Origin of the sequence: Paracoccus acridae (assembly GCF_014642735.1) — a bacterium.
Lineage (GTDB): Bacteria > Pseudomonadota > Alphaproteobacteria > Rhodobacterales > Rhodobacteraceae > Paracoccus > Paracoccus acridae.
The window spans coordinates 1-20,253 of record NZ_BMIV01000011.1 but is presented as its reverse complement, the minus strand read 5'-3'; the positions used below and the strand labels follow the sequence as shown (position 1 = coordinate 20,253).

General features: G+C 62.3%; 18 protein-coding genes. 15 read left to right on the top strand and 3 right to left on the bottom strand.

Going from position 1 to position 20,253, the window contains the following annotated elements; genetic code table 11:
* Nucleotides 1-31: 31 nt before the first annotated feature.
* Nucleotides 32-814: a hydroxypyruvate isomerase family protein gene (locus tag IEX25_RS14465; RefSeq protein WP_103174437.1), complete on the bottom strand. Its 783-nt coding sequence runs from the start codon at nt 812-814 to the stop codon at nt 32-34.
* A 299-nt stretch (nt 815-1,113) separates the two neighbouring features.
* Nucleotides 1,114-1,812, bottom strand: a complete 699-nt coding sequence (locus IEX25_RS14460; RefSeq protein ID WP_103174436.1) for a GntR family transcriptional regulator — start codon at nt 1,810-1,812, stop codon at nt 1,114-1,116.
* A 188-nt stretch (nt 1,813-2,000) separates the two neighbouring features.
* Between IEX25_RS14460 and IEX25_RS14455 the strand changes: the two genes are divergently transcribed.
* The 10 genes from IEX25_RS14455 (at nt 2,001) to IEX25_RS20435 (ending at nt 12,522) form a co-directional block, all read left to right on the top strand.
* Nucleotides 2,001-2,939 (top strand): sugar phosphate isomerase/epimerase family protein, encoded by a 939-nt coding sequence (locus IEX25_RS14455; RefSeq protein WP_103174435.1) that lies wholly within the window; start codon nt 2,001-2,003, stop codon nt 2,937-2,939.
* The gene (locus tag IEX25_RS14450) at nt 2,936-4,654 is read left to right on the top strand and encodes a dihydroxyacetone kinase family protein (RefSeq protein ID WP_103174434.1); all 1,719 of its coding nucleotides are present in this window, start codon (nt 2,936-2,938) and stop codon (nt 4,652-4,654) included. Before IEX25_RS14455 ends, IEX25_RS14450 begins: the two co-directional genes overlap by 4 nt.
* Nucleotides 4,655-4,765: 111 nt before the next feature.
* On the top strand, nt 4,766-5,827 hold the full coding sequence (locus IEX25_RS14445; protein WP_103174433.1) for a 4-hydroxythreonine-4-phosphate dehydrogenase PdxA: 1,062 nt from the start codon (nt 4,766-4,768) through the stop codon (nt 5,825-5,827).
* A gap of 54 nt (nt 5,828-5,881) precedes the next feature.
* On the top strand, nt 5,882-6,874 hold the full coding sequence (locus IEX25_RS14440) for a tripartite tricarboxylate transporter substrate binding protein (protein WP_103174432.1): 993 nt from the start codon (nt 5,882-5,884) through the stop codon (nt 6,872-6,874).
* 68 nt (nt 6,875-6,942) lie between these two features.
* Nucleotides 6,943-7,440 (top strand): tripartite tricarboxylate transporter TctB family protein, encoded by a 498-nt coding sequence (locus tag IEX25_RS14435; protein WP_158248057.1) that lies wholly within the window; start codon nt 6,943-6,945, stop codon nt 7,438-7,440.
* 13 nt (nt 7,441-7,453) lie between these two features.
* Nucleotides 7,454-8,959: a tripartite tricarboxylate transporter permease gene (locus IEX25_RS14430; protein ID WP_103174430.1), complete on the top strand. Its 1,506-nt coding sequence runs from the start codon at nt 7,454-7,456 to the stop codon at nt 8,957-8,959.
* 9 nt (nt 8,960-8,968) lie between these two features.
* On the top strand, nt 8,969-10,351 hold the full coding sequence (locus IEX25_RS14425; protein ID WP_103174429.1) for an NAD(P)H-dependent oxidoreductase: 1,383 nt from the start codon (nt 8,969-8,971) through the stop codon (nt 10,349-10,351).
* A gap of 1 nt (nt 10,352) precedes the next feature.
* Nucleotides 10,353-11,591 carry a 3-oxo-tetronate kinase gene (gene otnK, locus IEX25_RS14420; RefSeq protein WP_103174428.1) on the top strand — a complete coding sequence of 413 codons (1,239 nt, stop codon included), beginning with the start codon at nt 10,353-10,355 and terminating at the stop codon, nt 11,589-11,591.
* Nucleotides 11,588-12,235, top strand: a complete 648-nt coding sequence (gene otnC, locus IEX25_RS14415; RefSeq protein WP_103174427.1) for a 3-oxo-tetronate 4-phosphate decarboxylase — start codon at nt 11,588-11,590, stop codon at nt 12,233-12,235. Before otnK ends, otnC begins: the two co-directional genes overlap by 4 nt.
* A 59-nt stretch (nt 12,236-12,294) precedes the next feature.
* Nucleotides 12,295-12,522 (top strand): transposase, encoded by a 228-nt coding sequence (locus IEX25_RS20435; RefSeq protein WP_205049090.1) that lies wholly within the window; start codon nt 12,295-12,297, stop codon nt 12,520-12,522.
* 194 nt (nt 12,523-12,716) lie between these two features.
* On the opposite strand, the gene IEX25_RS14405 is transcribed toward IEX25_RS20435, so the two are convergent.
* Nucleotides 12,717-13,730, bottom strand: coding sequence for a LacI family DNA-binding transcriptional regulator (locus IEX25_RS14405; protein ID WP_103174426.1), 1,014 nt, complete (start codon nt 13,728-13,730; stop codon nt 12,717-12,719).
* 241 nt (nt 13,731-13,971) lie between these two features.
* Between IEX25_RS14405 and IEX25_RS14400 the strand changes: the two genes are divergently transcribed.
* The 5 genes from IEX25_RS14400 to IEX25_RS14380 are packed head-to-tail and all read left to right on the top strand — an operon-like array spanning nt 13,972 to nt 19,480.
* Entirely contained in the window at nt 13,972-15,021 is a 1,050-nt protein-coding gene (locus tag IEX25_RS14400; protein WP_103174425.1) for an ABC transporter substrate-binding protein, read from the top strand.
* A gap of 58 nt (nt 15,022-15,079) precedes the next feature.
* On the top strand, nt 15,080-15,877 hold the full coding sequence (locus tag IEX25_RS14395) for an ATP-binding cassette domain-containing protein (protein WP_188715845.1): 798 nt from the start codon (nt 15,080-15,082) through the stop codon (nt 15,875-15,877).
* Complete coding sequence (locus tag IEX25_RS14390; RefSeq protein ID WP_188715843.1) at nt 15,874-17,121, top strand: sugar ABC transporter permease; 1,248 nt, start codon at nt 15,874-15,876, stop codon at nt 17,119-17,121. Before IEX25_RS14395 ends, IEX25_RS14390 begins: the two co-directional genes overlap by 4 nt.
* Before the next feature lie 13 nt (nt 17,122-17,134).
* Nucleotides 17,135-17,863 carry an SDR family oxidoreductase gene (locus tag IEX25_RS14385; protein WP_103174422.1) on the top strand — a complete coding sequence of 243 codons (729 nt, stop codon included), beginning with the start codon at nt 17,135-17,137 and terminating at the stop codon, nt 17,861-17,863.
* 12 nt (nt 17,864-17,875) lie between these two features.
* Nucleotides 17,876-19,480 carry an FGGY-family carbohydrate kinase gene (locus IEX25_RS14380; protein ID WP_103174421.1) on the top strand — a complete coding sequence of 535 codons (1,605 nt, stop codon included), beginning with the start codon at nt 17,876-17,878 and terminating at the stop codon, nt 19,478-19,480.
* The last annotated feature ends 773 nt before the right edge of the window (nt 19,481-20,253 follow it).

The window sequence follows — 20,253 nt, the reverse complement described above, 5'->3', positions numbered from 1 at the left end:
TCACATCTTAAGACGATGATCGATTTGTCTCTCATCTCGTCTCTTCGCTGATGTCGGCGAAACGCTCCATCCATCCGAGACTTTCCTCCGTTAGGCCATCAGGCAGATACTCCGCGCCGATAGGTCGGTTCCAGCCAAGCTTGTGGATTGCTCGGAGAACATAATCATAGTTCAGTTCGCCATGATCTGGCGTTCCTCGGTCGGGCACAGCAGCGATCTGGATGTGGCCAACCAGATTTAGCAGACTCGTAAGGCGGCGAACAACATCCCCCTCGATGATCTGGATGTGATAGCAGTCGAACATCATTTGCAGGTTTGGCGCGCCCAAGGTCCGGATGATATCGGCTGCTTGGCTTGTGCTGTTCAGGAAATACCCTGGCGCATTATATGGGTTCAGCGGCTCGATCAGGATGGCGATGCCATCCTTTGCCGCCTCGGCGCAGGCATGATCCAGATTGGCAAGGAATGTCTCACGCGCACGCGGACCGCTGCTGTTGCCCGCCATCACATGAACCGAAAGAGTGCCGCTGGCACGGGCATAGTCTAAAGCTTCATCGATAGCGGCGCAGGCTTCTGCTTCGCGGCCGGGCAGAGCAGAGAGGCCATTCTCGCCGATCTTAGTATCGCCCCGTCTCGTGTTCAGACCCAGCATGGACAGCCCCGTTTCCTGGAGCGCATCACGGATTTGATTAGCAGGCACTGCGTAAGGCCAATGGCATTCAACGGCGGCAAAGTTCGCCATGCTTGCTGCGTGGATGGCGTCAGGCAATGGCAGGTTGTTCCACAGAAAGCCTAGATTAGCAGAAAACTTCATTTGCTCCACTTAAGATTGAAGGTAACGCCGGTATCGCGGAGCTGCGCCTTGTCCAGTTTTCTCGAATGCAACTCGCACGTTTAGACTGGCAGCCGGTATCTGTGGCAATGTCTTGCGCCAGTAATCAGAGGGGCAGTCACGTCATCAACACGCCGAGCCTTCCTACAGAATCGCAACTTCTAAACTGACTTTCTATGTGGTCAGTTGTCAGATCAGGCGGTTTTACATGTGCCGTCACAAGTGCAGCTTCACCGCCGAGCCAATTTTCAACGCAAGAAAAACCGCAACCTGTTGGCGTGTCATGCCGGCAGGCTGTCCTTGACGCGTTCCCAAGCCATGGTCAAGTGACGACCAAGGACGGCTGACAGCCGGTCAAGATCACGGGCTTCCAGGGCCGCAATTATCTCCTCATGCTCGGCCACCGCGTTTGCCCATTTCTCGGGGCCCTCGTGGCCGATGAAGCGGATGCGCTTCAGGCGCGTCTGAAGCATGGAATGGACATCGTACAGGGTGGCATTGTCAGCTAGTGCCACGATGCCCGAATGGATCGCCTGGTTCAGTTTATAGTATTGCAGCCGGTCGCCCGTCCGATAGCAGTCTATCATTTGGTCGTGCAGGTCGCGGATTGCGCCGATGTCATTCGCCGTCGCAACCTCGCAGGCACGGGCGGCGGCGAATTGTTCCAGTGTTCGGATCAGGTCGATCATGTCGCGCACTTCCTTGGCGCCAAAGGTCTTTACAACCGCGCCCCGGCTGGGAACCAGATCCACCAATCCCTCGCTGGCAAGATACTTGATCGCCTCACGAAGCGGGGTGCGAGACACGCCCAATGTTGTCCCGATCTGACCTTCGTTGATCCGCGTCCCGGGAGGTAGATGCCCTTCAATGATCATGTCGCGCAGACGCGTGACGATGGCGTCATGGAGGGACGTCCGCTCGATCCGGTTTGTGGACCCATTCTGATCCGGTGTTTGAGTGCTAACCAAGGCCACGACCATCCCCCCTCGGGCTTTACTATGAGTATGCAGGGTTATCACTCAAGTCAATCATGTGCCCTAAATTCTGTATGCAGTATGTTGAGTAAGCAGAGTTTGTCGTGTTAGAGCTTGCAAGAGGGAGCGATTCGGCGGGGTTAACGGCATGATGCCGACACCAGCGTCCCTCCCCCATGAAAAGGAGGCGCTGCATGACCCGATCCTGGACAGCCGAGACATGGCCCATTGCTGCGGCCATGATCCCGTTTCCCGGCAAATTGCCTGATGGCCGCCTCGTGCAGGACGCGGACCCGCAGCTGTGGGCGGACAACCTGACAGATGTGGCCGATGCGGGCTTCGAGAGCGTGGACCCGACCGATAGCTGGCTGCGGGTCGCAGATCTTGAACCTGCCCGCCGGGCCGAATTCGTGGCTATCTGCAGGGAACTAGAACTTTCAGTGCCGGCGATCTCGACCTCGCGCCGCAGTGTGATCGATCCCCTGCATGGGGACGACTATCTGGCATACAGCCACCGGGTCATCGATACCGCCGCAGAACTAGGGGCAGGCTATGTCAGCTTCGGATTCTTCGGGCCGTTCACCCCTGCGCAGGAGAAGGCCCTGTGGTTCTGGACGGAACAAGGGGTCAAGAACCCCGGCGACGACGCGACCTATCAGCTGGCCGTTGATCGGATCCGCGAACTTGGCCGACACGCGGCAGAAATGGGCATCCAGGTCTCGTTGGAAATGTACGAGGACACTTACCTGGGCACCGCACGGGATGCTGTCCGCTTCGTGACCGAAGTGGATCATCCGTCGGTCAAGCTCAACATCGATATCGGTAACCTGATCCGGCTGCACCGCCCGGTTGAGGCTTGGTCCGAGATGATCGACCTCTGCCTTCCCTTTGCCGGATACTGGCACGTCAAGAACTATTACCGGATCGAGGATCCGTCCGGGGTGATCATGTCCCACCCCGCGCCCTTGCTGGGCGGCACGATCAACTGGCGCCAGGCCATCGCCAAGGCCATCAAGGCGGGTTTTGACAGCCCCTTCCTGGTCGAGCACTACGGCGGGGACGGGCTGGGGGTTTGTGCCCGCAACCGCGACTATATCCGAGAGATTCTGAGGGTGAGGACCGTCCGCACATGACGAAGGTTTTTGACCGGCCCGAGCAATTCGCCGAAACCGCCCTGAAAGGCTTTTGCGCGGCCAATGCCGACCGGGTCACCATGGTCCCCCATGGCGCCGTGCGGGCCGCACCGGGTGCGCGGGGCAAGGTGGTCCTGCTGGTAGGCGGCGGATCTGGCCATTACCCAGCCTTCCTAGGCTATGTGGGCACCGGGTTTGCGGATGCGGCCGTGGCGGGAGATGTGTTCGCCTCTCCTTCGACCGCATGGATTCATGGCGTTGCAAAGGCCGCGCACCGGGGCGGGGGGGTCATCCTGGGATTTGGCAACTATGCCGGGGACGTGCTGAACTTCGGATCCGCCGCGGAGCGTCTGCGTGCCGAAGGGATCGACGCCCGCATCCTGGCAGTGACGGACGACGTGGCAAGCGCCCGTGCTGATGAACGTGCGAAGCGGCGCGGCGTGGCGGGCGACCTGCCGGTCTTCAAGATTGCCGGGGCCGCTGCGGAAGCGGGATTGGACCTCGATGCCGTTATGACGGTGGCCGAGAGAGCCAATCGCGCAACGGTTTCGTTCGGAGTGGCTTTCGATGGCTGCACCTTGCCGGGGCAGCGCTCGCCCCTGTTCACCGTCGACGCGGGACATGTCGGTATGGGCCTTGGTATTCATGGTGAGCCAGGGATAAGCACCCAGGCCATCATGCCGGCTGCCGATCTAGCGCGGACGCTGCTGGAACCGCTGCTGGCCGAACGTCCTGCTGACCATGACGGTCGGGTCGCAGTGATCCTGAACGGCCTTGGCCGCACCAAATACGAGGAACTGTTCGTTCTCTGGCATCATCTGACCGACCTTCTGGAGGAAGCTGGGCTGAGGGTCATCGAGCCCGAGGTTGGGGAATTCGTTACCAGCCTTGATATGGCGGGTTGTTCCTTGACGATCACCTTCTTGGACGACGATTTGGAAGAGTACTGGCGTGCACCCGCCGATGCCCCTGCGTTCCGCAAGGGGAGCGTTGCGCCCCCGCCACTCATCGAAATGATGGAAGAACAGGCCGATGCCGTGGCCGAGATCGTCGCGGGCACACCTGAGTCCCAGGAAGCCGGGCGTTGCGTCGCGCAACTGATTGGTCATGTCGCCAGGGCCCTCGCCGATGCCGAGGAGGAACTGGGTCGCATTGACGCCCAGGCAGGCGACGGCGATCACGGGCAGGGCATGGCGCGCGGGTCGGCCGCTGCAGCAGAAGCCGCTGAAAAGGCTGTGACTGCCGGAGCCGGCGCTGGGACGGTTCTGTCGCTGGCGGGCGATGGCTGGGCAGATCGGGCGGGGGGAACCTCGGGCGCGCTGTGGGGCGTGGCGCTCCGGGCCTGGGGACAGGCTCTGGGGGATGAACGCAAACCATCCGCGGAAACGGTGGCACAGGGTGCCCAGGCGGCCCTTGAGGCAATCGTCCAACTGGGCGGCGCCAAGGTTGGCGACAAGACGCTGGTCGATGCCTTGGCTCCCTTCGTCGAGGTGTTGGTCGAACGGACCTCGGCCGGCGATGCCCTTGGGGTGGCTTGGTCTGCAGCCGCAGTGCGATCGACCGCAGCCGCCGATGCAACCGCACAGTTGACCCCCCGCCTTGGTCGTGCGCGGCCATTGGCAGAACGCAGCTTGGGCCATCCAGATGCAGGCGCGGTTTCGCTGGCGATGTGTGCCCGGGTCGTCGGAGCAAACCTTCCGGAAAATGCGGTCTGAGGCAATCCTTCGACCGCACCCAGTGACATCAGAGGAATCATGCCAATTAAAGGTGGATTCCATTCAAAATTCTGCATACAGAATATTAAATAGAGGATGGAGAATCGCAATATGCGGATAGCATTGGCAATCGGCGATGCGGGGGGCGTCGGTCCGGAACTTGCGGCAAAGCTGCTCTCCGATCCGGCAATGGCCGACAATGACATTGTCGTGGTCGGAGATGCGAGCGTGCTGCAAATGGGCGCGAAGCATGCAGGCGTGTCGCTGGACGTGCCCTTGATCGCGGCCGATGAGGTCGGCGCAGGACTGGCGTCAGGGCATGTCATGGTGGACCTGCGCAATGTCGCTGCCAAGGGTGTGACGCTGGGGCAATCCAGTGCCGAAGCAGGCGCGGCGTCCTTGCAGAACTTTGCGGCCGTTCTGCGCTTGGCGCAGGCGGGGCTTGCGGATGCGGTGATGTTCACGCCTTTCAACAAGCATTCCATGCGCTTGGCCCGCCCCGCCTATGTCGACGAGATCGGATTTATCGACCGGGTGCTGGACACAGACAGGTCAGGCCGCGAATTCAATGTCCTTGAAGAGGTCTGGAACGCCCGTGTGACGTCTCATATCCCGCTGAGCGAGGTGGCGAGCCGGATGAGCGTCGAGCGCATTCTGGGCAGTCTGCGCCTGACGCACGAGGTGATGACAGGCGCCGGCAAGCCGAACCCCCGCATCGGCGTGGCCGCGCTGAACCCCCATGCAGGTGACGGTCGCAACTTCGGCACCGAGGATGATGACATCATCGCCCCCGCAGTCGAGGCCGGCATAGCCGAGGGCATTGATGCCAAGGGTCCGATCCCGTCCGACACCGTGTTCGTGCGCGCCGTGCGGGGCGAGTTCGACGCTGTGCTGACCATGTATCATGACCAGGGCCAGATCGCGATGAAGCTGATGGGCTTCGACCGGGGCGTCACGCTGATCGCAGGCTATGGCTTCCCGATCGTAACCCCGGCGCATGGCACCGCTTTTGACATCGCAGGCAAGGGCCGGGCCGATCTGGGCGCGACGATGCAAGCCGCTCTGCTGGGTGCCCGGTTGGCGAAACTCAATCCCGCCCGCGAAGCGCGCGCGCTATCCGCCGATTGGGCTACTGCAGGGGTAGAGGGTGCGGCGGCGCTTGTCGCCGAATAACAGCGATTACCCGGCCCCGTGTGCAGGGGTCGGATCACACCGGAGGAGGAAAGAATGACCAAGACCAAGATCGGCCTGCTGGCCGCGACTGCCCTGACGCTGGCTGCGCCGGCCCTTGCCGAGTTCGCCCCCAGCCGTCCCGTCGAGTTCGTCGTCGCGTCCGGCGCGGGTGGCGGCACCGACAATTTCGCCCGCACCATTCAGGCCGTGTTGACGCGCGACGAGATCGTCGAACGTCCAATCGTCGTTCTGAACAAAGGCGGCGGATCGGGGGCCGAGGCGTTTCTCTATGCCCGCCAGAACAAGGGCGACCCGCACAAGCTGATCTTCGGGACGAACAACGTCTACCTGCTGCCCCATGTCGCGAAGCTGGCCTATACGACCGAAGACCTGCAGCCGGTCGCGGCCCTGGCACTCGACGAATTTCTGGTCTGGGTCAAGGCTGACAGCCCCTATGAGAACGTGATGGACTTGGTGAACGCTGCCAAGGAGGCCCCAGGCACCATCCCGTTCGGCGGCAGCCAGTCCAAGGACACCGACGAGACCCTTGTTGCCCTTATTGAACAAACCACCGGCGCGGACTTCAAATACGTCCCCTTCAATGGTGGCGGGGAAGTCGGCGTGCAACTGGCCGGCGGCCATGTCGCGGCGAACGTCAACAACCCCAACGAGAACGCCGGCCAATGGCAGGCAGGGGCGATCCGCCCGCTCTGCGTCTTTGCGCCCCAGCGGATGGCTGAATCTGAACCCATCAGCGGCGACATGGGCTGGCACGACATCCCCACCTGCACCGAGCAGGGTCTAGAGATCGAAAGCTATCAGATGCCGCGGACCGTCTGGCTGCCCGCGGGGACCGATCCCGAAGTGTTGGCCTATTACGAGGCCGCGCTTCAGAAGGTTTCGGAAAGCCAAGACTGGAAGGACTATCTTACCAAGACCTCTCAGTCGGCATCCTTCCTGACGGGCGAGGAACTGGCCAAGTTCATCGAGACAAGCGAGGCCAATGCCGTGAAGGTCTTCGAAGCCGAAGGCTGGACCGCCCAGTAAGCGCCTGAAGCCCGGCGCCCGGCATGGTCCGGCGCCGGGCCACATCCATCGAGAGGGGAGGGGGACACATGACCGTCAAGGTCTTTCACGCTGAGCTGGGAACAGCGATCGCCACGGGGCTTCTGGGCTTGGCTGGGGTCTTCGGTGCACTGGAACTGGGTCGGGGCTGGACCGAAAGCGGTCCCGAAGCGGGATATTTCCCGTTCTATGTTGGGCTGATCCTGCTGGGCGCCAGCCTGTGGAACCTGATCGCGGCCTTCCTCAAGCACCGAGAGGCAGCGGGCATTGAAGCCGAAGAACCCTTTCTGGATCGTGACCGGGCACGACGACTGGGCATCTTCATCGCCGCCCTTCTGGCTTTCGTGATCGTCACCTTGACGATGGGCATCTATGTCGGGTCGATCCTCTACATCACTTGGAGCGCCTGGCGCCAAGGCGGATACCGTTTGCCGGTCGCCTTGGGGGTTGGCGCGGGCTTTGCGCTATCGCTGTACCTGATCTTCGAGGCGATCTTCAAAATTCCGCTGCTGAAGGGCCCGATCGAGCCGCTTCTCGGCATCTATTGAACGAGGGCGGATCATGGCAAACTTCGATCTTCTCATGCACGGCTTCGGCATCGCCATCACGCCGATGCACCTGATGCTGATGGTGGGCGGCGTCCTGATGGGCCTGATCGTGGGCGTCCTGCCCGGGCTTGGCGCACCCAACGGCGTGTCGCTGCTGATCCCGCTGACCTTCGCGCTTGACCCGACCTCGGCGATCATTCTGCTGTCGTCGATGTATTGGGGTGCGCTGTTCGGCGGATCGACGACGTCGATCCTGTTCAACATCCCCGGCGAACCGTCTTCGGTCGCCACGACATTCGACGGCTATCCCATGGCGCGGTCGGGGCAGTCGACCCGCGCGCTGACCCTTGCTTTCATGTCGGCGGGCTTTGGTGCGCTGCTTGGCGTGATCGTCATCACGTTGCTGGCTGGCTGGGCATCGCAATTTGCCCTGAAATTCGGCGCGCCGGAATATTTCGCGGTCTACTTCCTGGCCTTCGCTGCCTTCATCGGCATGGGCAGCGCCGCACCCATGAAGACCATGGTATCGCTTGCAGCGGGCCTGCTGCTGGCGTCCGTGGGTATGGATAGCGTCACGGGTTCGATCCGCCTGACCTTCGGCTTCGAGGATCTGCTGGGCGGTATCAGCTTCCTGGTTGTCGTCATTGGCCTGTTCGGCATCGGCGAGCTTCTGTCCACCGTGCAGGAAGGACTGCGCTTCCGCGGCGTCGCGTCCAAGATCGACCTGCGCGATGTTTTGAAGACTATCGCCGAACTGCCGCGGTATTGGGCGACCTATATCCGGTCTGGCCTGATCGGCATCTGGATGGGCATCACGCCAGGCGGCCCGACCGCTGCCTCGTTCATGAGCTATGGCATCGCCCGGTCCTCGTCCCGCAAGGGCGCGGCCTTTGGAACCGGCCGCCCGGAAGGCATCGTTGCCCCGGAAACGGCTGACCACAGTGCCGGATCCTGCGCGATGCTGCCGATGCTAGCGCTTGGCGTGCCCTCGTCGGCCACGGCCGCCGTGATGATGGGCGGGCTGATGATCTGGGGTCTGACGCCGGGACCGATGCTGTTCGCGACCCAGCCCGACTTTGTCTGGGGCCTGATCGCCAGCATGTATGTGTCCAACCTGATCGGCGTGGTGCTGGTCTTGGCCACGGTGCCCATGTTTGCAGCTTTGCTGCGCATCCCCTTTACAATCATCGGGCCGATGATCGTCGCGATCTGCTTCGTGGGCGCTTACACGGTGTCGAACGCAACCTTCGATCTGTGGGTGGTTCTGGTCTTCGGGCTGGTAGGGTATCTGTTCAGCCGCCTGGACTATCCTCTGGCGCCGCTGGTTCTGGCGATGGTGCTGGGCCACAAGGCAGAAAACGCGTTCCACCAGTCGATGGTGCTTTCCGATGGATCGTTGAGCATCTTCTTCGCCAATCCGCTAGTCAGCAGCATCATGGTGCTGGGCATTGCCCTGCTGGTGCTCCCCAAACTGGTCGCTTTCGGATCGCGCTTTCGGCGCCAAGTTCCGGTCGAATAAGGAAAGAGCATGAACCATCATCGCTATTTCGCGGGTGTTGACACCCGAACGGTGGAATGTGTCATCGTGGGCACCGGTGGCTTTGGTCGCAGCTTCCTGGCGCAGGCCCGGCATGTAAAGGGGTTGAACTGCCGCGTGGCGGTCGACCGCGACGCAGCCACCGCGGCGGCGGTGCTGGCTTCGGTCGGGGTCACGGATATTGCCGAATGCCATGATCGTGCATCCGCATGTGCTGCCTGGGACGCAGGCCGCCCCATTGCCGTCGCCGATCTGGCGATTGTGGCTGATCTTCCCATCGACGTCGTGCTGGAAGCCACCGGCAACCCTGAGGCCGGCGCCCGCCACGCCCGCCTGGCCATCGAGGCCGGCAAGCATGTCGTCATGGTTACCAAGGAAACCGACAGCGTGGTTGGCCCAATCCTCGCGCGGATGGCAGCCGAACGTGGTGTCGTCGTGTCGCCCATCGACGGGGACCAGCCGAGCCTGCTGATCGGGCTTGCGACTTGGGCGCAGGTCATTGGGCTGCGGATCGTCGCGGCCGGCAAGTCCAGCGAGTATGATTTCGTCTTCAACTCCGCGACCGAAGAAATCACCAGCAACGGGGTCACAGTCGATGCGCCGGGTTTTGGCGACTGGCTGGACGCGGGCGACCGCCCATGGCCCAAAGTCGCCGCGGCCCGCGCTCGCCTAGTGCCCCTGCCGCAGCGCGCGGTCCCCGACCTCTGCGAAATGGTGGTGGTCGCCAATGCCTTGGGGATGGCCCCGGATCGCCCCGATTACCATGCCCCTATCGCCCGCATCGCCGAACTGGCTGACCTGATGGCACCCGTCGCAGACGGGGGATTGCTGACCGGCCAAGGCCAGCTTGAGGTCTTCAACTGCCTGCGCCTGCCGGGCGAGGCCAGCTTTGCCGGTGGCGTCTTCGTCACCGTCGTCTGCGAGGATGACGAGACGTGGGCGATGCTGCGCGACAAAGGCCATGTGGTAGCCCGCAACGGCAAGACCGCGATGATCGGCTTGCCGCGTCACCTGCTGGGCATGGAAGCTGCAACTACGGTCTTCGAGGTGGCGCTGCTGGGCGTCTCCTCGGGGGCCGAGAAACCCCGTCCGGTTATGGATCTGACCGCCCACGCCGATGCCGACCTGCCCGCGGGGTCGCTGCTGGTGGCGGAAGGGCATCACCATACGATCCAGAACGTCTCGGGCCGGATGACGCCAGCCCACGCGCTTTCGGATGATACGCCGATCCCATATTATCTGCTGTCAGGGCGTCGTTTGAAACGCGGTGTGAAGGCGGGGCAGATGATCCTTTGCGGCGACGTGGATCTGGATACGGGATCCGAACTCTATCGCCTGCGCGCGGCGCAGGACGCAATCACGGACTGGTTCTGATATGCTGCTGGGCTGCATCGGGGATGACTTTACCGGCTCGTCCGATCTGGGCAACACTTTGGCCAAGGCCGGGATGCGGGTGGTGCAGTATTCAGGCACGCCGGCACGCCCCGCTGCGCCGGATGTCGAGGCAGGCATCGTCGCGTTGAAGTCGCGCACCATGCCCGTGGCGGACGCCGTGCGTCTGTCGTTGGAGGCTCTGGACTGGCTGCGCGCGCAGGGCTGTCGGCAGTTCCTGTTCAAGTATTGCTCGACCTTCGATTCGACCCCGCAGGGCAATATTGGACCAGTGGCCGCAGCCCTTGCCAATGCGCTGAACGCCAACCGGGTCATCTTCTGCCCTGCCTTCCCCGCTGCCGGGCGCACGATCTATCAGGGCCATCTGTTCGTGGGCGACTGTCTGCTGTCTGAAAGCGGGATGGAGAACCACCCACTGACCCCCATGACCGATCCCGACCTGCGCCGTTGGCTTGGCCAGCAGGTAGACGAAGGCGTGGGCCATGTTCCCGCGGCGACCGTCTTGCATGGACCCGACGCGGTCCGCGCTGCCTTGCGGGCGCAAGATCATCGCTTTGTGGTTGCGGATGCCATCCGTGACGAGGACCTTTTGGTGCTGGGGCAGGCGGTGTCCAATGAGGTGCTGCTGACCGGGGGATCGGGGATCGCGCTCGGGTTGCCGGGCAACTTCCGGGCTCAGGGGCTTTCTTCCGCACATGGGCCGCAGTGGCGGGGACAAGCGGGACCGGCAGCGGTGTTGTCAGGCTCCTGTTCTCGCGCCACGCGAGGGCAGGTGGAGCGCCATATCGCAGAAGGCAGCCCCGCCTTGGAAATCGATCCGCGGGCGCTGCTGCGCGACGACATGACTGCGCGCGATGCGGCAGCCTGGGCGCTTTCGCAGACGGGCCTGCCGCTGGTCTATTCCTCGGCCGATCCCGACGCCGTGCGCGCCGTGCAGGACCATCACGGAAGCCAGATCGTCGCCGCCCGGCTGGATGCCTTCTTTGCCGAATGCGCTCGCCTGCTGGTTGCGGGGGGTGTGACCCGCCTGATCACGGCGGGCGGCGAAACATCCGGCGCTGTCGTTGAGGGGCTGTCGGTTGATACCCTTGAGATCGGACCCGAGATCGATCCGGGCGTGCCTGCCATCCGCGTACGAGACAATCTCGTCATGGCGCTCAAGTCGGGCAACTTTGGTGCCGAGGACTTCTTTGCCAAAGCCGCTGCGAGGCTGGAGGGATGAGCGACGCGGCCCTGCGAGAACGCATCTGCAGTCTAGCCGGGTCACTATACGACCGAGGCCTGACGCATGGCTCGACCGGAAATATCAGCGCCCGGACTGAGGATGGAGGGCTGCTGGTCAGCCCCACCGGGACAAGCTTCGGCAGGCTCGATCCCGCGCGCCTGTCGCGTTTTGACGCAGCCGGGCTGCATGTCGGCGGGGACAAGCCGACCAAGGAAATGCCGCTGCACACGGCCTTTTATGAAACAAGAGGCCGTACGGCGGCGGTGGTCCACCTGCATTCCTGCCATTCCGTTGCCCTGTCCACGCTGCCTGATGTAGATGCAGACGACTTCCTGCCGCCGATCACCCCTTATGCTGTCATGCAACTGGGCAGGGTCAAGCTGCTGCCTTATTTTCGACCCGGCGATCCTGCCATTGGCGATGCGGTGCGCGGACTGGCAGGCAAGCGGTCGGCTGTGATGCTGGCGAATCACGGCCCCGTCGTGGCGGGCCTTGACTTGGAAGCCGCTTGCAACGCCATTGAGGAACTTGAGGCCACCGCCCGCCTAGCCATGCTTCTGCGCAGGACGACTCACAATATACTGACGCCCGAGCAGGTGGCGGGACTGATCCGCATTCATGATGTAGCGTGGGGGATCTAGGGCCTGTGGAGATCCACAAGGCAGCGTGGATGTGATTCACACCCAGTCTGAATCGCAATATGCTGACGGACGCCGAATGGGCGATGATAGAACCGTGTTGCTCGGGCAATCGGGCCGTTTCTGGGCGTAGCGGCTGTCACAATCGATTGTTTATCGAAGCAGTGCTGTGGATTGCACGGACAGGCAGCCCAAGGCAGGATCTGCCTGGACGGTTGGGCGATGTGAGGACGATCTTTTGGCGGTTCATCGACCGGCGAAAAGCTCATGTCTTTAAGTGGATCCGATGAACTGACGGATGAACCGGACATGGAATACATAGAAGATCGGACAGTCGCGGCCAAGATCGTCGGACCGTGTGAAGCGAAGCTTTCAGTCAGTCAGATTGATCGTGCAGGAGGGCGTCCTACGATTCGCCAAAAAGGATCACGCTACCAACCTATGAGATCAAACACAGGATCTTCTCCGACATCAAAACTCGCCCTCAACCATTTGCAGCTTCGAAGATGCAGGGGATTTTGATGTTCACCGTGCCAGACGGCGCGTGCTCCACGAATTCAAATACCTTGGCCAGCATGGTATCGACGTCTTGACGCATCATGCCGATGTTTTGCGGCAGGAAGCGTGCGAAAGGGTCCCAATCGAAGCACCCGAAGCGGAACTCAGGAGGGGCCGCCAGGCTGTGGAACCAGCGGACAAATCCCTCCAAGGCAATCGTGGAGTTGATGAACATTCCACAACGCTCGTCGATCCCGGTTTCGGCAAGCGCCGCTTCGGTCTTGCTTGCCGAATAGCCATGCATGAAGCAGTAGGCGGAAGGCACCGTAAGGCCCATGTCTTCGTGGGCGCAGATAAACCCGCGAAGGCGTTCTCGCGTGTTATGATCCTGTGCGCGGCCGCCGATGAAATAAAGCGGGGCCAAGACGCCGAAATCCTGCTTTATGCGCTCCAGGATAAACCTGGTCAGGTCCCGCGCGGCTTGAAAGTTGTCCGAGACCACTGACGGCGCCGTGGTTCCCGGAAGATCCAGATTGATGCTGCGCACACCGGCCGATGTGCAGATGTTGGCGATCCGGTCCGGGTCAGTGGCCCCTGTCGCAATCAGGCATTCTGCCTGATAGGACATCATCTCGCGTGCGGCTTCCACTTCAAGCGCGGGGTCGCGTTGCGTGCAGGTTATGACGGGGAACAAGCCGCGCTCGCGGGCCATCGCTTCAAAGCCTTCAGCGATGGCGCCGAAATAGCGGTTGTCGTATTTCGGGATGATCATGCCGATGATGCGGGAACGTTCGCGGCGCAACATGCTGGCCTGTAGGTTCACTGCATAGCCCTGTTCTTCGGCGATCCGGCTGATCCGCTCGGCCAGGCGGGTGCTGATGCGGCGCTTTTTCCAGCTGCCGTTCAGAACGGCGCTGACTGCACTGGGGCTGGTGCCAGCGATCTGGGCCAGATCGTAGATCGTGGGCCGGCGCGGGGGACTGTCATCGATCTCGGCCATGGGATTCTCGTCGCAAGAAAGCTTCGGCGTAGCAGGACTGGCTGTCTTGGCACCTTGACAGGAAAAACAACCTAAGACAATTTTGCTTCATCGATTGAGCATACATGCTGTATCGATGGCGCAATCCAGGAGGAGGGCGTCTGCATATTCGTGGATGCGACCTATGCTCGGCGACCGAACGCCCTGATCTGGTGGCGCCGGTTGGGCACAGGACCCGCCCCGACATGAGGAGGAGACAAGGATGACATCGACATTCCCGATCGCGGCGGCATCGTTTGTTGCCACGACGCTGCTGGCTGGCACGGCCTTGGCTCAGGAGGCTGCGACTATCGCCTTCCTGATGCCCGACCAAGCCTCGACCCGCTATGAGCAGCACGATTTTCCGGGCTTCAAAGCCGCGCTCGAGGAGCTGTGCCCCGACTGCACGGTAATCTATCAGAACGCCAATGCGGATGTGTCGCTGCAGCAGCAGCAGTTCAACTCGGTCATCGCACAGGGCGCGAAGATCGTGGTGCTGGACCCGGTGGATTCGGCGGCGGCGGCTGGGCTGGTGCAGATGGCCCAGTCCCAGGACGTGAGGGTCATTGCCTATGACCGGCCCATCCCGGACATGCCGGCGGATTACTATGTGTCGTTCGACAACAAGGGGATCGGTCAGGCCATCGCGCAGTCGCTGGTCGATCATATGAAGGCCGAAGGCGTGCCCGCTGGGGCAGGGGTGCTGCAGATCAACGGCTCGCCCACCGACGCGGCCGCCGGCCTGATCCGCGACGGTATTGATGCAGCACTGGATGCATCAGAATACAAGACCTTGGCCGAATACGACACGCCGGACTGGGCGCCGCCCAAGGCGCAGGAATTCACAGCCGGTCAGATCAACCGCTTCGGCGCTGACATCAAGGGCATCGTCGCGGCTAATGACGGCACCGCCGGCGGCGCCATTGCCGCGCTGAAGGCTGCGGGCGTTGATCCGCTGCCGCCGGTCACGGGCAACGACGCGACCATCGCCGCGCTGCAACTGATCATCGCGGGCGATCAGTACAACACCATCTCGAAACCGTCCGAGATCGTGGCGCGTGCCGCCGCCGAAGTTGCGGTGGCCTTCCTGAAGGGCGAAACGCCCGAGGCGAAGACCACGCTGTATGACACGCCGTCAGAGTTGTTCGTCCCTGCCGTGGTCACGCGTGAGAACATCAAGGCAGAGATCTTCGACAAGGGCATCCAGACGCCCGAGGAGGTCTGCACCGCCGATTACGCAGATGCCTGCCGCGAACTGGGCATTCTTCAGTAACGCGATACCGCGCGTGCGCCCTGGGCGCCCGCGCGTCTTTTGGGGAAGGAGGCAGGTGATGGCCGAGAGCCAGAGTTCAGCACAGCCGATTTTGAAGTTGCGCGGAGTATCTAAGCAGTTTGGCGCCGTGCAGGCCTTGGAAGATATCGAGCTGGACGTGTATCCGGGCGAAGTTGTGGCCTTGGTCGGAGATAACGGCGCCGGCAAGTCCACGCTGGTCAAGGTGCTGGCAGGAGTCCATCAGCCGAGCAGCGGCATGATCGAGTTCATGGGCAAGCCTGTGTCGATGGACAGCCCGGGAAAGGCAATCGAACTGGGCATCGCTACGGTGTTTCAGGATCTGGCCCTGTGCGAGAACCTGGATGTGGTGGCGAACCTGTTCCTGGGTCAGGAATTGTCGCCCTGGGCCTTGGACGAGGTGCAGATGGAGGTTCAGGCCTGGACGCTGCTGCGCGAGCTTTCGGCCCGCATTCCGTCGGTCCGCGAACCCATTGCCTCTTTGTCGGGCGGGCAGCGCCAGACCGTTGCCATTGCGCGGTCGCTGCTGACCAATCCGCGCATCATCATGCTGGACGAGCCGACTGCCGCACTGGGCGTTGCGCAGACAGCCGAGGTGCTGAACCTGATCGAACGGGTGCGCGACCGCGACTTGGGGGTCATCCTGATCTCGCACAACATGGAGGACGTACGCGCGGTCGCCGACCGCATCGTCGTCCTGCGTCTAGGCCGCAACAACGGCGTCTTCACGGCCGCCGATTCGAATTCCGACCTGATCGCCGCCATCACGGGGGCCACTGAAAACGCAGTGTCGCGCCGCCAGGCGCGCAAACTGGAACCTGCGGGAGACCTAACATGACCCAGCCGAACAGCCAGCCTGCCCTGGACCGGTCAGACAGCCGCGTGCGGCACGATGAAGACCTCTTGGGTGCGATCCGCGGGTTCATCGATCGGGTCCGGTCGGGCGATCTGGGGATGCTGCCCGTCATCGTCGGCCTGGTGCTGATCGCCACGGTCTTCTGGTCGCTGAACCCGGTCTTCCTGGCGCCGAACAACCTGGCGAACCTTCTATTCGACGCGGCCGCCGTTGGCTGCATCTCGCTGGGCATCGTCTGCGTCCTAATCCTGGGCGAGATCGACTTGTCAGTCGGCTCGATGAGCGGACTTGCCTCGGCCATCCTGGGCGTGATCTGGGTCAAGATAGGGCTGCCGGTCCCGCTGGCGATCCTGGTTGCGCTTGCGGCCGGCGCTTTCATGGGGCTGGTTTATGCGACGCTGCTCAACCGCTTCGGAATGCCCAGCTTTGTCTCTACGCTGGCGGGGCTTCTGGCGATGCTCGGTCTTCAGCTATATCTGCTGGGATCGACCGGTTCGATCAACCTGCCCTATGCCTCGGTCATGGTCCGTTTCGGGCAGATCTATGTCATGCCTGCGTGGTTCAGCTATCTGCTGGCCATTGCGCCCGGCGCGCTGATGCTGTGGCTGGGCATCGACCGGATGCGCAGGCGCGCCGCCGTGAATCTGTCGAACCCCGGAGGCATGTCGGTCCTGCTGGCGAAATCCGGCATTCTCACCGTGCTTTTGCTTGTCGCGGTCCATTACCTGAACCAGGGGCGCGGCATTCCGTGGATGTTCGGCCTGTTCGTGGCACTGGTGGTGGGGATGAACTATGCTCTGACCCGCACGAAATGGGGTCGCGCCATGTTTGCCGTGGGCGGCAATCGCGAGGCCGCTCGCCGGTCCGGCATCGACGTGCACCGTATCCGCATTTCGGCCTTTATGCTGTGTTCAACCCTGGCGGCACTTGGGGGGATGCTGGCCGCCTCGCGGCTGGCTTCGTCAAGCCAGCAGGCGGGGACGGGGGACGTGAACCTGAACGCCATCGCCGCCGCAGTGATCGGGGGAACCTCGCTGTTCGGCGGGCGCGGGTCCGCCTGGTCGGCGCTGTTGGGCGTGATCGTCATCCAGGCAATCTCGAACGGGCTGACACTGCTGAACCTCAGCTCGTCGCTCCGCTACATGATTACCGGAGCTGTGCTGGCGGTTGCGGTGATTGTCGACTCGCTGGCGCGTCAGTCGCGCGCAAGCCACGGGCGCGCATAAGGAAGGAGAAGACATGGCTGAACAATTGAACGGCAGGGTTGCCGCGGTCACCGGCGCGGCTTCAGGGATCGGGCTGGAATGCGCGCGCGCAATGGCAAATGCCGGTGCCCGCGTGGTTTTGATCGACCGCGCCGCCGACCGGCTGGAACGGCTGTGCGCCGAAATCGGCCCAAACGCGCATCCGCTGGTGATCGACCTGCTGGACGGCCCGCAAGTGGATACGATCGCCGACCGGATCGCGGAACTGGTTGGCCCCGTCGATATCTTCCATGCCAATGCCGGCGCCTATATCGGCGGCCCTGCGGCCCAGGGCAATCCCGATGCCTGGGACCGGATGCTGAATCTCAACATCAACGCAGCCTTCCGCAGCGTTCGCGCCGTCCTGCCCGGCATGATCGAACGCAAGACCGGAGACATCATCTTTACCTCGTCGGTGGCGGGCGTCGTGCCGGTCGTGTGGGAGCCGGTCTATACCGCCTCGAAATTCGCGGTGCAGGCGTTCCTGCATGCGACACGTCGGCAGGTGGCGCCACATGGCGTGCGAATGGGCGCGGTCCTGCCGGGACCGGTGGTCACGGCCCTTCTGGATGACTGGCCCAAGGCCAAGATGGAGGAGGCCCTGGCAAACGGATCTCTGATGCAGCCGACCGAAGTGGCCGAGGCGGTGCTGTTCATGCTGACTCGACCTAAGGGTGTGGTGATCCGGGACCTGGTGATCCTGCCCAATAGCGTTGATCTGTAAGAGAGGCCGAGAATGACAGATCAAATCTTTCTGGGGATCGATGTGGGCACCGGCAGCGCCCGGGCGGGCCTGTTCGATGTGACAGGCCGGATGCTGTCCAGCGCCAAGCGCGACATCACCTTGTGGCGCGAAGGCGCCGATATTGCCGAACAGTCCAGTGACGATATCTGGTCCGCCGTCTGCGCAGCCACGCGCGAGGCGGTCGGGGCGGCACGCGTGGATGCAGGTGCCGTCGCCGGTATAGGCTTTGACGCGACCTGTTCGCTGGTGGTTCTGGGCCGGGACGGGCAGCCGCTGACCGTCAGCAGGTCGGGCGACCCGGCGCGCAACATCATCGTCTGGATGGACCACCGCGCCGTCACGCAGGCGGAACGGATCAATGCGCAGGGCCACCCGGTGCTGCGTTATGTCGGGAATGTCATCTCGCCCGAAATGGAAACGCCTAAGCTTTTGTGGTTGCGCGAGAACATGCCGCAGACCTATGCAAAGGCATGGCAGTTCTTTGATCTGGCCGATTACCTCAGCTGGCGAGCGACCGGCGATCCGGCCCGCTCCAGTTGCACGGTGACCTGCAAATGGACCTATCTGGCGCATGAAGACCGCTGGGACCCCAGCTATTTTCGCGCAATCGGCCTTGATGATCTAGCGGATGATGGATTTGCCCGGATTGGCCAACAGGTCGTCGCGCCGGGAACTCCGCTCGGCCAAGGGCTGACTGCCGATGCCGCCGCCGATCTTGGTCTGCGGGCGGGCATTCCGGTGGCGGCCGGACTGATCGATGCCCACGCCGGGGGGATCGGGACCGTAGGCATGGTCGGAACTGCGGAAAGCAACCTCGCCTATGTCTTCGGAACCTCGTCCTGTACGATGACGACGACGCGCGATCCCGTGTTCGTGTCGGGTGTCTGGGGCCCCTATTATCAAGCCATGGTCCCAGGCATGTGGCTGAACGAAGGCGGGCAATCTGCTGCGGGCGCCGCGATTGAGCAACTGCTGGCCTTCCACCCCGCCGCGCCAGAGGCAGAGACGGCCGCGAAAGCTGCGGGGCAACCGCTGCCGATATGGCTTGCCGAGCAGGCGGCTGCCAGGGTCGCCAGCCTTTCCGATGCGGTATCGCTGGCGAAGGGACTTCATGTCGTTCCAGAGTTTCTTGGCAATCGTGCCCCCTTTGCCGATCCCCATGCGCGGGCAATTGTCGCGGGGCTGGGAATGGAACGTGACCTCGATAGCCTGATGTCGCTCTATGTCGCCGGATTGTGCGGGATCGCCTATGGCTTGCGACAGATCATCGAGACACAGGACAAGGTTGGGGCGCATGTAGACCGGATCGTCATCTCGGGTGGCGCAGGGCAGTTGAACATCGTTCGCCAGATCCTGGCGGATGGTACGGGCAGGCCGGTGCTTGCCAGCGATGCAGCCGAGCCGGTCCTGCTAGGATCAGCCATTATCGGTGCAGTTGCGGCAGCGCACTTCCCCGACATGTCGCATGCCATGGCCGCCATGTCTCGGCCAGGCGCGGAATATCAGCCTAACATGGAAGCGAACCGGCTGCACGACATGCGGTTCGTAACCTTTTGCGCCCTCCAGTCCGCGCTGAGAGAGGGTCGCGAGGTGTGATCTGATGCGGAAGCAACTGCTTTTCTGAATATTCAAACCTTCAGCGAACAAATAAAAGACACTGTGTGTCAGCCTGCAGCCTGCATTGTTGGGATGTTCTTTATTAATTGGGCGGTGGCAATGTTTTGGGCCACAGTTATCATTACCCATCGTATGCCCGACATCTGTCTGACCTCATGGCGCTTTCTACCCGGAAGTTTGCAAGCCGAATTGATTACAGGCGGGATACCGCCCGTCCGTTCTTCCGATGAGGACGAGGATAGCGGCTTCACTGCGGCGGCGGCTCCGCAGGTCCTGGTTGCAGATGCTCCAGTTGCTCTCGGATATGCTTCGCTTCCGCAGGTGTGTTGACGAGGGCGAGGGCACGGCCAAAGGCTTCGCGGGCCTCGTCTATGCACCCAAGCTGCCGCAGAAGGGTGCCACGAACACCATGATAATAGAAATAGCCTTCTAGCGGACGCCCGAGTGACTGTGTCAGGATGAGAGCCCCTGCGGTCCGCGCAGCTTCATCACGGCCACCGCGCGGTTCAGCATGACCACCGGAGAGGAGAGTGTCCGATCTTCTGTGTATGAGTGATCCGGTCCATGCTTCACCGAAAGGAAGCATGCATGACGATCTCCAAGGAACTTCTGGATGAACTGCTGAAGGGTGTTGAGCGCCCTGAGGATCTGAACCGCCCCGGGTTTACCGGAGAGTTTGTGGTTCAATGATTAGGCTGCTTTTTCGGCTGCGTTCAAGCTTGCGTAGAAGGCCTCCTCTGCTTCGTTCGGCG

Coding starts and splice junctions, on each gene's coding strand:
- IEX25_RS14465 (WP_103174437.1), bottom strand. CDS start 814: ATGAAGTTTTCTGCTAATCTAGGCTTTCTGTGGAACAACCTGCCATTG.
- IEX25_RS14460 (WP_103174436.1), bottom strand. CDS start 1,812: ATGGTCGTGGCCTTGGTTAGCACTCAAACACCGGATCAGAATGGGTCC.
- IEX25_RS14455 (WP_103174435.1), top strand. CDS start 2,001: ATGACCCGATCCTGGACAGCCGAGACATGGCCCATTGCTGCGGCCATG.
- IEX25_RS14450 (WP_103174434.1), top strand. CDS start 2,936: ATGACGAAGGTTTTTGACCGGCCCGAGCAATTCGCCGAAACCGCCCTG.
- IEX25_RS14445 (WP_103174433.1), top strand. CDS start 4,766: ATGCGGATAGCATTGGCAATCGGCGATGCGGGGGGCGTCGGTCCGGAA.
- IEX25_RS14440 (WP_103174432.1), top strand. CDS start 5,882: ATGACCAAGACCAAGATCGGCCTGCTGGCCGCGACTGCCCTGACGCTG.
- IEX25_RS14435 (WP_158248057.1), top strand. CDS start 6,943: ATGACCGTCAAGGTCTTTCACGCTGAGCTGGGAACAGCGATCGCCACG.
- IEX25_RS14430 (WP_103174430.1), top strand. CDS start 7,454: ATGGCAAACTTCGATCTTCTCATGCACGGCTTCGGCATCGCCATCACG.
- IEX25_RS14425 (WP_103174429.1), top strand. CDS start 8,969: ATGAACCATCATCGCTATTTCGCGGGTGTTGACACCCGAACGGTGGAA.
- otnK (WP_103174428.1), top strand. CDS start 10,353: ATGCTGCTGGGCTGCATCGGGGATGACTTTACCGGCTCGTCCGATCTG.
- otnC (WP_103174427.1), top strand. CDS start 11,588: ATGAGCGACGCGGCCCTGCGAGAACGCATCTGCAGTCTAGCCGGGTCA.
- IEX25_RS20435 (WP_205049090.1), top strand. CDS start 12,295: ATGCTGACGGACGCCGAATGGGCGATGATAGAACCGTGTTGCTCGGGC.
- IEX25_RS14405 (WP_103174426.1), bottom strand. CDS start 13,730: ATGGCCGAGATCGATGACAGTCCCCCGCGCCGGCCCACGATCTACGAT.
- IEX25_RS14400 (WP_103174425.1), top strand. CDS start 13,972: ATGACATCGACATTCCCGATCGCGGCGGCATCGTTTGTTGCCACGACG.
- IEX25_RS14395 (WP_188715845.1), top strand. CDS start 15,080: ATGGCCGAGAGCCAGAGTTCAGCACAGCCGATTTTGAAGTTGCGCGGA.
- IEX25_RS14390 (WP_188715843.1), top strand. CDS start 15,874: ATGACCCAGCCGAACAGCCAGCCTGCCCTGGACCGGTCAGACAGCCGC.
- IEX25_RS14385 (WP_103174422.1), top strand. CDS start 17,135: ATGGCTGAACAATTGAACGGCAGGGTTGCCGCGGTCACCGGCGCGGCT.
- IEX25_RS14380 (WP_103174421.1), top strand. CDS start 17,876: ATGACAGATCAAATCTTTCTGGGGATCGATGTGGGCACCGGCAGCGCC.